The organism is Archangium lipolyticum (assembly GCF_024623785.1).
Lineage (GTDB): Bacteria > Myxococcota > Myxococcia > Myxococcales > Myxococcaceae > Archangium > Archangium lipolyticum.
This window is the reverse complement of record NZ_JANKBZ010000011.1, coordinates 1-12,242: the sequence shown is the minus strand read 5'-3', so window position 1 is coordinate 12,242 and position 12,242 is coordinate 1. Positions and strand designations below refer to the sequence as shown.

General features: G+C 65.5%; 9 protein-coding genes and 1 pseudogene. 8 read left to right on the top strand and 2 right to left on the bottom strand.

The features are described from left to right. Positions 1-51 precede the first annotated feature (51 nt). The 4 genes and pseudogenes from NR810_RS23465 (at position 52) to NR810_RS23450 (ending at position 5,165) form a co-directional block, all read left to right on the top strand. Complete coding sequence (locus NR810_RS23465) at positions 52-849, top strand: phytanoyl-CoA dioxygenase family protein (RefSeq protein ID WP_257455540.1); 798 nt, start codon at positions 52-54, stop codon at positions 847-849. A gap of 84 nt (positions 850-933) precedes the next feature. Beyond that, positions 934-2,070, top strand: coding sequence for a hypothetical protein (locus tag NR810_RS23460; RefSeq protein WP_257455538.1), 1,137 nt, complete (start codon positions 934-936; stop codon positions 2,068-2,070). 164 nt (positions 2,071-2,234) lie between these two features. After that, positions 2,235-4,061 (top strand): annotated as a pseudogene (locus tag NR810_RS52845) (sensor histidine kinase). An 87-nt stretch (positions 4,062-4,148) separates the two neighbouring features. Next, complete coding sequence (locus NR810_RS23450) at positions 4,149-5,165, top strand: helix-turn-helix transcriptional regulator (RefSeq protein ID WP_257455536.1); 1,017 nt, start codon at positions 4,149-4,151, stop codon at positions 5,163-5,165. Positions 5,166-5,175: 10 nt separating this feature from the next. Here the strand turns inward: NR810_RS23450 and NR810_RS23445 are convergent, their stop codons facing one another. After that, on the bottom strand, positions 5,176-6,303 hold the full coding sequence (locus NR810_RS23445) for an oxygenase MpaB family protein (protein WP_257455534.1): 1,128 nt from the start codon (positions 6,301-6,303) through the stop codon (positions 5,176-5,178). A gap of 3 nt (positions 6,304-6,306) precedes the next feature. After that, the gene (locus tag NR810_RS23440; protein WP_257455532.1) at positions 6,307-7,188 is read right to left on the bottom strand and encodes a hypothetical protein; all 882 of its coding nucleotides are present in this window, start codon (positions 7,186-7,188) and stop codon (positions 6,307-6,309) included. Between the two features lie 204 nt (positions 7,189-7,392). Here NR810_RS23440 and NR810_RS23435 point away from each other — a divergent pair, with 204 nt between their 5' ends. The 4 genes from NR810_RS23435 to NR810_RS23420 all read left to right on the top strand — a co-directional run bounded on the left by NR810_RS23435 (position 7,393) and on the right by NR810_RS23420 (position 11,922). Then, positions 7,393-9,435 carry a CHAT domain-containing protein gene (locus NR810_RS23435; RefSeq protein ID WP_257455530.1) on the top strand — a complete coding sequence of 681 codons (2,043 nt, stop codon included), beginning with the start codon at positions 7,393-7,395 and terminating at the stop codon, positions 9,433-9,435. A gap of 71 nt (positions 9,436-9,506) precedes the next feature. Then, positions 9,507-10,535 (top strand): CBASS oligonucleotide cyclase, encoded by a 1,029-nt coding sequence (locus NR810_RS23430; protein WP_257455528.1) that lies wholly within the window; start codon positions 9,507-9,509, stop codon positions 10,533-10,535. Beyond that, the gene (locus NR810_RS23425; RefSeq protein ID WP_257455527.1) at positions 10,532-11,023 is read left to right on the top strand and encodes an HORMA-1 domain-containing protein; all 492 of its coding nucleotides are present in this window, start codon (positions 10,532-10,534) and stop codon (positions 11,021-11,023) included. The genes NR810_RS23430 and NR810_RS23425 overlap by 4 nt, the downstream gene beginning before the upstream one ends. Then, positions 11,023-11,922 carry an ATP-binding protein gene (locus tag NR810_RS23420; RefSeq protein WP_257455525.1) on the top strand — a complete coding sequence of 300 codons (900 nt, stop codon included), beginning with the start codon at positions 11,023-11,025 and terminating at the stop codon, positions 11,920-11,922. The genes NR810_RS23425 and NR810_RS23420 overlap by 1 nt, the downstream gene beginning before the upstream one ends. The last annotated feature ends 320 nt before the right edge of the window (positions 11,923-12,242 follow it).

The following is a 12,242-nucleotide window of genomic DNA, read 5'->3' as shown; positions in this document are numbered from 1 at the left end:
CATGCCGTGAGTTCATGTCCGCGGCGAATGCGGGTATGAAGCTGGGCACTTATGCTGAGCGACGCGCAAATTCAGCAGTTCATCGATGATGGGTTCGTCAGGCTCGACGAGGCCTTTCCCCGGCAACTGGCCGACGAGGCCCGTGCCATCTTGTGGCGGGACACTGGATGCAATCCAGATGACCCGTCCACCTGGACCAGGCCGGTGATTCGGCTGAACCAGTATGGACAGGCACCTTTCGTCAAGGCCGCCAATACGCCAGTGCTGCATCAGGCCTTTGACCAGTTGGTCGGACCGGGGCGGTGGGCACCCTGCGGTATGCTCGGCACCTTCCCAATTCGCTTTCCCTCCTCAGAGGACCCCGGAGATGCCGGCTGGCACATCGATGTTAGCTTTGGCACCGAGAATCCTGACTTCATGTCCTGGCGCTCGAACGTCACGTCAAAGGGACGGGCTCTGCTGATGCTCTTCTTGTTCTCCGACGTCGGAGAGAAGGATGCGCCCACTCGGATCCGGGTCGGCTCCCATTTGGAGATTGCCCGGAGATTGGCGCCAGCGGGAGAGGCCGGTCTGACCCTCCGTGAGCTGGCCGCCAACGGTTTCGCCGAAACGGCGGATTCGCCGGAAGCGCTGGCGATGGGGGACGCGGGAACCGTCTATCTCTGCCATCCCTTCCTTGTTCATTCGGCTCAGCCCCATCACGGTACGAGACCGCGGTTCCTCGCTCAGCCGCCGCTGCTTCCAACGCAGCCGCTGCTGCTCGATCGGCTGGATGGCTCCTATTCGCCAGTCGAGCTGGCGATCCGTAAAGCCCTGCGGACGATTCAAGACTTTCGCGGCTCGCTCTGACGGCGGCAGGGGAGGGCGATGGCGCTGCGAGAGCGCGTGCGAGCCCCTGGAAAAGAGAGCGCGCCGCGGACAGACTGCGCCGCGATGGAGACCCCCACCCTGGAGAAGCTCCTGCGCGAGGCCGCCCGCGATGCGGCGCTCTCACCGTCCTCCCACAACGCGCAGCCCTGTGAGTTGGCGCTCCTCACGAGCGACGAGGCCCACCGCGCTCTCGCCGGAGCTGGTGCCGCGCCTGGCGAGGGCGTGTACGCGGTGGTTGCACTGGATCCCGCTCGATGCCTGTGCGCGCTGCCGGCCCACCGCACCGAGATGCTGGTGAGTGGTGGCATCTACGTGGAAGCCCTCTCCATCGCCCTGGCGGCACGCTGCGTCCGGGCCGACGTCCGCTGGCGGATGGGCGGTGTGCCTCCCGCGATGGTGCGCTTGCTGGCCCCATGGGAGCCGCTCGCGGTGCTGCACCTGACGCCCGCGCCCGTGGATGCCGGGGCGGCGGCACTGATGCCGCTGCTGGCGGCGCGCAGGACGAACCGCTCGCCATACCGCTCCGAACCGCTCGATTCCTCGATCGTGGAGGCGGCATGCGCGGCCAGGTCACGGGCCTTTCCGGAGTCGAGTGAGGTGTGCGGGCTCGTGACCCTCACGGATCGGGGTGTCCTGGCGCGGGCGGGCGAGCTGGTGAGGCGATACGGCGCCCTGGAGTTCACCCACGAGGCGGCGTGGCACGAGACCTATGCCCACATCCGCTTCGGTCCGGAGGTCATCCGCCAGGCCGAGACCGGTCTGCCCATCACGCACCTCATGGCGAAGCCGCTCTCCGGGTGGCTGCAGGCTTTGCTGCGGGTCGTGCTGTCGCCCTCGTCCATGCGGGTGCTCCGGTCGCTCGGGTTGGCGCGGTCCATGGCGCGGCAGTCCGGCACGCTCCTCGAACGCTCGGGGATGCTGCTGTACCTTCACTTCCATGAGGAGGAGCCCTCGGAGGCCGCTCAGGTGGCAGCTGGGGGGCGATTGTTGGCCACGTGGCTCGCACTGGCTGCTCGCGAGGTGGCACTGCACCCGGTGAGCGTCATGGTGCAGCACCCGGAGCCCCGCCTGAAGCTCATCACCGAGCTGGGTCTGCCACCGGGCCGGGGCTTCTTCTTCGCTCGCGTCGGCGTACCGGCCGCGGAGATGCCTGCCGCCCCCAGACGGCGCGATGCCGCGGAGCGCGTGCGCACGGCCTGAGGTGTGTGCCCCATGCGGGCTGCACAGCCTCCACCAGCCCGCTCCCTCAACGAGCCTCGCATCCTTTCCATGCGCTGCCTCGGCACTCACTATAGGAAGACTGGGTCATCATGCTTCCGGCATCCAGTTCCCGAGCCTCGCTGGCCCGTTCAACACTCCTCAAGATGGGCGTGGGCATCGGGGTCATCATCGCCCTGTCCACGCTCTTCAGCTACATTCACCTGCGCCACACCCTGCGCACCGAGACCCTCGTGCAGTTGCAGCAGTATGTGTCGGAGCGCGGTGAGCGTGAGCAGTCCATCTTCGTGTTGGCGGAGGACAATCACGCGGCCCTCAGGGCGGCCCTCGAGGAGAGGCTCCGGGCCCTCCCTCGGGAGGACGTGAGCGACCGCTTCGATGGCCTGTTCGTACGGATGCCCGATGGGACGATCCGCAACCGGCTTGAGCACTTCGATGGTACGAAGATGGTTCAGGGCTTCATTGCTCCGCACGTGGCCCTCGATGACGCGTTCCGTGCCCGGTTCATGGCCCGTACGACGTGCTCACCCGGTATGGGCCTGCCTTCCATATCCGCTTCAGGACAACCTATGTCACCCTCCCGGAGGGCGCGCTCCTGGGCTATCTGCCGAGGGCTCCCACCTGGAGCCAGGAGTTCAAAAGGCTGGCTTCTCGACCGAGGGCTACGAGGACTTCGCCCTCTCCCTCCCCCAGAACAACCCACGGCGGCAGACCCTCTGGACCGGCATCTATCCGGAGCCCGTCTCCAAGAAATGGATGGTCTCCGTCTCCACGCCGGTGGACCTGGACGGCCGTCATGTCGCGACGATCGGCCACGATGTCCTGCTCGACGAGTTGATGGTGCGCACCATCCACTGCTGCTGGAGCTGGCCATCATGTACCAGGTGCTCCAGCTGCAGATCTCCCATCCACTGAAGAACCTGACCCAGGCCACCGACAAGGTGGCGGCCGGTGACTTCACCGGCGCGGTGGCGCTGGACACCTCTCGCCGGGACGAGCTGGGGCAACTGGCCAATGCCTTCCAGCTCATGGCCCACGAGGTCCAGCGGCGCGAGGAGGCCCTCCGCCAGGCCAACGAAGGGCTGGAGCAGCGAGTCGACGAGCGCACCCGCGAGCTCAAGGACGTCCACATGCATCTGGTGCAGACGGCTCGCCGGGCGGGGATGGCGGAGATCGCCACCAACGTGCTGCACAACGTGGGCAACGTGCTCAACAGCGTCTACACCTCGGCCCAGGTGGCCAAGGAGCGGATGACGGGCATGAAGCTCGAACACGTGAGCCGGGTGGCCCACATGCTCGAGGAGCACCAGGGTGACCTCGCGGTCTTCCTCACCCAGGACGAGCGCGGGCGGCACCTCCTGCCCTTCCTGGGCAAGCTGGGGGAGAACCTGCTTGAGGAGCGCCAGGAGCTCCTCTCGTTGCTCGATGACGTGGGCCGCTACACCGAGCACATTGGCGACATCGTCAAGGTGCAACAGAACTACGCTCGGACGCCCCGGCTGCACGAGCAGGTCTCCTTGTCGGAGCTGGTGGAGGACGCCTTGCGCATCAACTCGGCCGGGCTCTCCCGTCACCAGGTGAAGGTGCAGCGGCACATGGAGTCCCTGCCGCCCGTGATGACGGACAAGCACAAGATGCTGATGATCCTCGTCAACCTGGTCAGCAATGCCAAATACGCCATGGATTCGGTGACACCGGGCGAGCGGCTCCTGACGGTGAAGCTGGAGCGGACCGCCTCCCAGGGCGTCCGCATCCAGGTCCACGACAACGGCATGGGCATCGCGCCGGAGATGCTCACCCGCATCTTCCAGTATGGCTTCACCACCCGCGAGGAGGGGCACGGCTTCGGCCTGCACTCCAGCGCCCTGGCGGCCCAGGAGCTGGGCGGTTCCTTGTCCGTCCACAGCGAGGGGCCCGGGCGAGGAGCCACCTTCACCCTGGAGCTGCCCTACCCGGCCCAGAAGCTGGTGTGAGAACCGTCGCCAGGTGCTGCCGGGGCTGCCCTCCTCCTCTCAGCCCTCGACGCGGAGTATGATTGAGGTCTCCCCAGGGGGAGTCGCATGGCCAAAGCTGATCTACTGAGCATCGTGGAGGCCGCCTACCGCGTGGATCTGGAGGACGCCGCGTGGTTGGCGGGGCTTGCGGAGGCGGTGCTTCCTCATCTCGACGACGGCTTCGGAGTGGCCGCCTTCGAGTTCTACCGGCCGGGAGATGGCCTGCCGGAGGTGGTGCAACGGTGCCATCTGGGCATTCCGGACAAGCTCGCGGCGCTCTACCCGACCATCTTCCAGACCATGGATCCCGAAATCCGCCAACGGCCCTTCCGCATGGGGCCCTGCATCACCGGCAGCCAGATGATGGGAATGCGGCGGGGGTTCTTGGATGAGCCGCACATGAAGCAGTACGCCCAGAAGTTCGGGATGTACGACTCCTTCTGGATCACCGCCGCCGAGCCCTCCGGACGGGGCTGTGGATTTCACGCGGGCCGGTCGCGGCTCACCCGGGCGTCGGCGGCGCAGGTGCGGCAATGGGGACGTATCGCCGCTCACCTCTCCACCGCCGTTCGCTTGCGACACGCGCTGAAGGGGCTCCCGTCGGGACGGGCCGACGCCCAACCCGAAGCCATCTTCGACCCCAGCGGCAAGATCCACGACGCGACCGGGGAAGCGCGAAGCGAGCACGCCCGCGACCTTTTGCGGCGCGCGGTGCTGATGCTCGAGAAGTCGCGGGGGCCCCTCCGGACAAAAGACCCGGAGAAATCCCTGGCGATCAGGAAGGCGCTCGTGGCCGGGCGCTGGTCGCTGGTTGACCAGATCGAGCAGAACGGCGAGCGCTACATCATCGCCCGCCAGAACGAGCCCATCGCGCCCGGCCCGGCGCTATTGAGCAAGCGGGAGAAGGAGATCGTCGGGTACGCCCAGCTCGGGCACCACGACAAGCTGATCGCCTACGAATTGGGGCTCGCTCCCTCGACGGTGCGCGTGCTCTTGGGACGGGCGAAGGCGAAGCTGGGCGTCCGCAGCCGGAAGGAGTTGCTGGAGGTCTGCCGTGGCGCGGCTCGTGCCAAAGCAGACTGACGCAACGGCGCTACCTGTCCGCGTGCAGGCCCCAACTCCTCCTGAAGGTCGGCGGCACCTCGAAGGGAGTATCCGCATCCGGGCGCTTGTGGAGAATCATGCGCTGGGCGAACTGTCTGGCCACCCAACTGCGACGTCGCCGCGCCCCCGGAACCCAGTCCAGCCAGCGCAGGATCGTCCGCTTCTGGGCCGCCCTGGCCGTCACCAACCACCTCGTCCAGTTCGCCTTCGGGAGTTCCAGCGCCGCGGCCACGTTGTTTCCAAAGACCGTATCCTGGAGAAAGAAATGGGTAAGGCTCGCGGCATACCCCGGGACAGGGAACAGCGTCTGCACGGAGTTCAGTAACTGCGCCGTCAGTTGACGTCCTTCCGGCGTGGGGCGGACCTGGCGCCCGCCGATCCGCAGCGCCAGGAGGGTCGCCTCCTCCTCGCTCGAGGGCAGGAGCGAGGGATCCACTCCGAGGAGACGCCCCACCGCGGACCACGCCGTGATGTACGCGTCCGCTTCCGCCGATGTCACCCTCGCCCCCATTCTCCTGAGCCCGTGCAGGGTGGCGATGGAGAAGGTCAGCAACGTCCCAGCCTGATCCTCCTGATTGATCGGCAGCCCCCACTCCGCGCGCCAGGGGTTGGTTTCATCCAACTGGACCCGCCGTCGCACGAGCGCATGAATCAGCCGGACCTTGCGCGTCGCGAGCCAACCCACTCCTCCCTCGTCCAATTCACCGGGCTGCATGACATTCACGACCATCTGCGCCGTGTCGCAGAGACGGCGGATGGGATCATCCTTCAGCCGGCGTGAACGATAAACCACTTGGACGCCGTGGCCTGCAGCGTAGGCCAATGGAAGGGAATAGGAGCCCAGGATCATGAGCACCTCCGGTCCATAGAGACCGAAGAGGTGCTGCCCTCTGGTGATCACGTCCCGATTGACGAGATCGATCCGGGGCAGCGCCGTCAGGTAGCTACGCACCAATGGATCGGCCTCGGACATCCGCTGGGTGCGAAACAACTCCCGCAGCAAGTGATCCAGCGATTCCGGGCCCCGGGTCGCGACGTGCTCGGTGAGCAGCTCGTCCACGCCGGGGTCACCGACGCTCCTCATTCTGTCCAGCCATTCACTGCTCGCGTTGAACATGGACTACTCCTCCGGAACCACCACGAGCTCGATGCCGTGCCGCCTGGCGAGAGCGCCAATCCCTCCGTCCGTCACCACGTAGGTCGAATTCCCGCGAGGCTCGGTCCCCCGGATGGGCTCCGGCGCCTGTGGCAGCAGATCGCATATCTGCTGGACGCACTCCCGCTCGCTCAATCCGCGCTTGAATCGTCCGGCGGCGTCCATCCAGCGAGTCATCCGGAGGAAGGCCCTCTCGTGGAAGTCCTCGTCGAGGTACGCGAGATGCAACTCGCGCTGGAGCCCTTGTAGTTGCACGGAGGGTTCCTCCCGCTTCGCCTGCAGCGAGCTCAACAAGTCGTGCATCCGCCGGTAGGCCTGCCTCGCGGTCAGCTCCAACGTCGCCGCGAGCTCGAAGAATTCGCGCGCGTTCATCGTGCCGAGCTCCCGCGTGAACTCGGGCACGGCCCCCGGGGCGAGCACGCTTCCGGCCATGACGCAGAACCGAGCGAGGGCCCGGCCCAAGGTCGGTTGCGCCGGCGTGAGGCTGCACAGCATCCGCCCCTCGAGCGCGCCGATGGTCTGAAGCACCGCGGGCGCCAGCGGCCCGCCCCCGAGGCTCACCAGCCCGGAGGAGAGGCGCGCACGTGTCAACTCCGTGTGTATCGCCTCCTGTTGCCAGATCTCCGTCAACGTATCCCAGGCCGCGCGCTCCGCCCCGCTCTGCGGGTCGGGCAGGCGCACCTTGCGCTGCGCTTCGCCATACACCTGGTACACGAGCGCCTCCCGGCGCGCCGCGATCTCGAGCCAGGCGCGCAACTCGCCCTCCGGATCTCCGATGAACTTCTGCCTGTACTCCGCGGCGAGCGCGTTCGTCTCGTTGATGATCTTCTGATTCAGCTCGTTCATGGTGAATCAAAATTAGCAACGAGAGCAGCGCTGTCTCGTCAGTCATTGCCGGAAAAATGTTTACGCTCCCGCGTAAACATCATTCAGGTGGCGTGCGGACGCGCTCGTGCCAAGATTCGTCGCGAACATTTTCGGGCAAAAATGCGCAAGAGGTTGCGCCAGGACTCGACTCAAGTCCTGAAACCGGCTCCTCCCTCGTACTCCATGAACAGCTACAAGGAAGTTCACCTACACTTCACGCAGAGCAGGTCGGATTCGTACCGTGTCACCGTGCACTCCACTTCCGTCGGCACGGCCAGCGCGCCCACGACGCTGCGCCTTCCCCTGTCTCGTCTACGGGAACTGCAGCTCCAGATTCAGGAGGCATTGCTGCAGTCGAGATCATGCGACGCGGAAGTCGACGCTGAGCTCGCGCGGCTCGGTGATGAGTTGTACGAGGCAATCTGCCCGCCAGGCCGGGTACGCGAGGTCCTGACGCTTTCGCTTGGCAGCGTGCTCTTCTCGTCCGATGAGCAACAGCAGCGGCTGCGCCTCTTCCTGCACTTCGACCCTTGTGACTCCGAACTCGCGTGGCTCGCCGAGTTTCCCTGGGATGTCTTGCGGATCCCCCCTGTCTCCCCGACTCGCCATGCGGCGTTGGACCAACGTCTGTCGATCGTCCGCTCGCTAGATGTGACACAACCGTCCCGGTTACCGACGTTCGATTCACCTTTACGGGTGCTGCTGGTCCGCGCAGGAGCGCGCGGGTATGGCGGTCTCCAGTACCAAGCGGAGCAGGACAGGATCACCGATGCCCTGTCCAGCATCTCCGGTGTCCAATGCGAGTCCCTGGACATGCCCACCCGCCAGGAACTGCGGGACAAGCTCCGCGTCTTCCTCCCTCACGTGCTTCACTTCATAGGGCACGGCAAGGTGGATGAGGACACCGGGAGCGGATGGGTCTACTTGCGGGATGAGCAGGGGGAACCCGCCCCGCTGCGCGCGCAGGACATCGCGGAGCTCTTCAGTGGCCGCCCCACTGCTCCGCGGTTGGTGGTCCTCAACGCGTGCCAGTCGGCGCGCGGGACGCTGTCGGTCCATGGCCACGGGAGCGTTGCTGGAGCGCTGGTCTCCGGGGGAGCCGCTGCAGTCATCGCCATGCAGTTCGCGATCTCCGATCGGGCGGCGATGGCATTCACTGCGGCGTTCTACACCCGCCTCGCGGAGCGAGCCCCGATCGATGACGCGGTCACCGAAGGCCGTTTGGCCATGCGGTCGAAGGTGCCTGACTCGTTCGAATGGTGCACCCCTGCCCTGTACATGCGCGCCGGCGCGGCGGGAGTGCTGCTCCAGCCTGCACCGTCGAACGCATCGACTCAGACGGAAGAGGGAGGTGGCCGGGCCCAGGACAGGCTCACCCCCTCCAGTGAACCGCCACCCGCACCGGTTCCATCGCAACGGCCGCTCATCCTCATCCGCCACGAGGCCTACATGCCGACAACCGAGCAGCCTGGGCCGGAGGATGCGCCTGCGCTCTTCGCTGGTCGGGAGCCTCGCATCGTGGCTATCGACCAGAGGGTGGGGCTGGAACAGCGCGACTGGAGGAACCTGGAGGCGGAGGTGAAAAGGCTGGCGGCGAGGGATGGCGAACTCCGGCGTACCTTCGCGGAGCGGGATGCCGATATCGGTTATTACGGCTTCCCCTTCGTGCCGTTGGCGGTGCTGGCGGGATATCTGGCGAAGAATCGACAGGTGCACGTCTTCGAATACATCTCGGGCCGGTTCCAGTGGGAGCCCGGATCGGACACCCCACCTCCGCCGCTGAACGTGGACGTGCAGACGCGAGGGGCGGGAAAGGCCGCCCGGATTTGCGTTTCGGTGTCCGCACGCATCGACATGGATGAGTGTCGGCATGTGTTTCCTGACTCGGACGTGATGTTGGACTTGCATTTCGCGCTCGCGGAGACAGGGCGGGGCAGCGTGCGGCGTGAGGCGCAACTCAAAGCCTACGTGCAGTTGATTCGCGAGACGCTCGACAAACACATCACCGCCAACCGGGAGCCGGCTCGCCGTCCAGAGAGTGTGCACCTCTTCGCAGCCGTCCCCGTGAGTCTGGCCTTCTACCTGGGGGACGCGCTCACTGCGAGTTGGTTGCCTGAATGCTTCGTCTACAACTACGGCCTTCCCTCGGAGCGGCCCCGCTACAAGTGGCGGCTTAGTCTACAGGCGGCATTCGAGGGTCGCCGTTCCATCAAGATCTTCAAATAACGAGGAGGCGAAGAGCCACGGGTGAGTGCACACGGAGCGACCCTCGATGCACCCTTCATGAAAGGTGTTACATGACACAGTTGAGCACGCGCAGCACCTTGCACCGCCGGATGAGCAGCTTTGTCGACTGGATCCGCGGCGGTGACAAGGATGATCTCATCATCAAACAGTCAGGTGACATTCGAGAGCGGATTGTCAACCAAGCTGAGAAGGACGGACTGACCGTGCGATCCACCCCGAACTCTGGATCGTTCGCCAAGAAGACCGGTTTGCGGAGACACCTATTGGGTGACTCGGCGGTCGAGGGACAGGACGTGGATCTGCCGTTCGTCATCTCGCCCGAGGACGAGGACGGCGCACGGATCGACGAGCTCCTCGGACGCTTCGACCGTTATGTCGCCACCTGTTATCCGCAGACGAAACGGAAGCGAACGAAGAGCTCCATCCAACTGGACTTCGCGGCCAGCAAGCTCCGCTACGACCTGGTCCCCATGCTGGCGATCCCCGGGGACGACGAGGCGCAGATCCTGCTGCGCGGCGACGGCGAGAGGCGCCGAACCTCCGTGCAGAAGCACATCGAGTTCGTTACCCGACACAACCGCACGAGCAATGAGCTGCCGGGCCGCGTCCGCTTCAACGAGTGCGTCCGCTTGCTGAAGTGGTGGCGGGAGTTCCGTCAGGCCCACTCCCGTGTCATCGAGTACGTGCCGTCCATCCTGCTCGACCTGCTGTGCGCGCATGCGTACAACCGCTGCGAGGTCGAGGAGACCTACGCGGGCACCCTCGCGCGCTGGTTTGATCTGCTCGCTGGCACGGTGCGACGGAGGGAGTTGGTGGCCTTCACCGACTTCGGCCCCAAGCCCCGGGCGTCGCCCGACGCGCTCTGGACGGTGCTCGACCCCGTCAACGCCGAAAACAACATCGTCTCGCAGTGGAACTCGTTCCAGATTGAGGAGCTCGGAGATTGGCTTGAGGAGGGCTTCGACGCCATCAACCGTGCCATCGCGGCGGACCACCGGGATGACGACAGCGAGAGCCTGGAGTCGCTCGTCGAATTGTTTGGCAATCCCTTCAAGCATTACTGCGAGGAGAATTCATGACGTACACGCAAACGCGGACGGCTTCGATGAGCTCCACGGCCACCGAGGCCCGGGTCCGCGAAGTGATGAAGCACATCTTCGCGGACATCACGGGGCTCGAGATGCGCGGATTCACATCCCACGAGAGCGCCACGAAGTGGCGGGATGATCTCATCTGGATGTTGTCCAACGAGGTGACCTCCAGTTTCGAGCTCCAGCTTGAGGCGCCGGGCCAGCGCCCCCGCGGGTTCCACTACGACGTTAGCAATGACGGCTCACTCCAGGAGGCGGGACGGTCGGGAGGGATGCAGCTCTATGAGTTCCCGGATGGCACCAGGGCCTCACTTGTCGTGTTGTTCAAGCGCCCGCTGCCGGACGAGATCGAGGCGGAGATCAAGGCGCGGAACTGGACCTCTCCCGCCGCCTACCTGAAGGGGGAGAAGACGCGGGACCGCGCCTATTCGTGCGACGGGTATGGCGTTATTCGCAATCGCGTGGGGGATTGGTAATGGCTCCATTGAACCTGTTGGAATCGGTGCATCCCTCGAAGCAGGCGCAGGAGCGTTTCGATGGACTCCTCGGCATCGACATGCAGAAGCAGCAGTTGCGGGACGAGCTACTGCTCCTGCTCGCACCGGAGCGGCTCGAGCAGTGGTTGAAGCGCCACCATCCGGACGGACTGCCCCTGGCGGAGTTGGCCCGGCGCTCAACGCCGCTCGTGATCTTGAGCGGTGAGGTGGGCTGTGGGAAGACCGCGCTCGCCACCTCGGTCGGCACGCCAGTGGCGAAAGAGCTGGAGTCGAAGGTGGTGGTGCTCGAAACGCCCTCCGACATCCGTGGGACCGGCATGGTGGGCGAGCTCTCGGCTCGTATCACCGACGCCTTCGCCCAGGCGAAGGCGAAGGTTCGCAAGGACTACGGGCTTCTCGTCATTGACGAGGCTGACGATCTCGCGCTCAGTCGCGCGGAGCTCCAGGCGCACCACGAGGATCGGGCGGGCCTCAACGTGCTCATCAAGCAGCTCGACCTGCTGCAGCGGGAGGACCATCGGCTCGGGGTCGTGATGATCACCAACCGGATCGGTGCGCTGGATCCTGCGGTCCGACGCCGCGCCGCGCTCGTACTCGAGTTCTCCCGCCCGGGAGCCACCGAGCGCCGGGCTATATTCGAGCAACTCCTCACGGGGTGCCCACACACGGTGGCCGACATCAACCGGCTGGTGAAGCAGAGCGAGCGGCCCGTTCCCTATTCGTATTCAGATCTCTTCCAGCGGGTGGCGCGCGCCGCGTTGCTGGAATCCTGGCGGCGGGACGCACCGTTGAAGCCCGAGAGTCTGGCCGCCGTGATGGCGGATGTGGAACCCTCGCCTCTCATTGAAGAGGGCGCGGGTTCCCGCCGGAGGGACTAATCGAGGGTAGGTCGGGCCAGCTGTACCAGCCCCCCTCTGACCGGCTGCGCTGGAACATCAAGCACAACCAGGTTCGGCGTGCTGCCTGAGTTGGTGAGCCAGCGTAGCAGGCCCCCCTCTGGATGGCCCGCCACGCGGAGCCGCTTCATCCCTTCTAACTGTCCCCCTTCGGGGACGAGGTACTTCAATGGTTGTAACCGTTCACCGCCCAGGCTCGGTTGATGAGGAGGCAGAGGGGAGGTGACCGGAGAAGTGGTGCTGGACAAGGGGACGGCAGACGTGGTGTAGCAGAAGCATGGCCGAGGTGGACCCCCGAGACG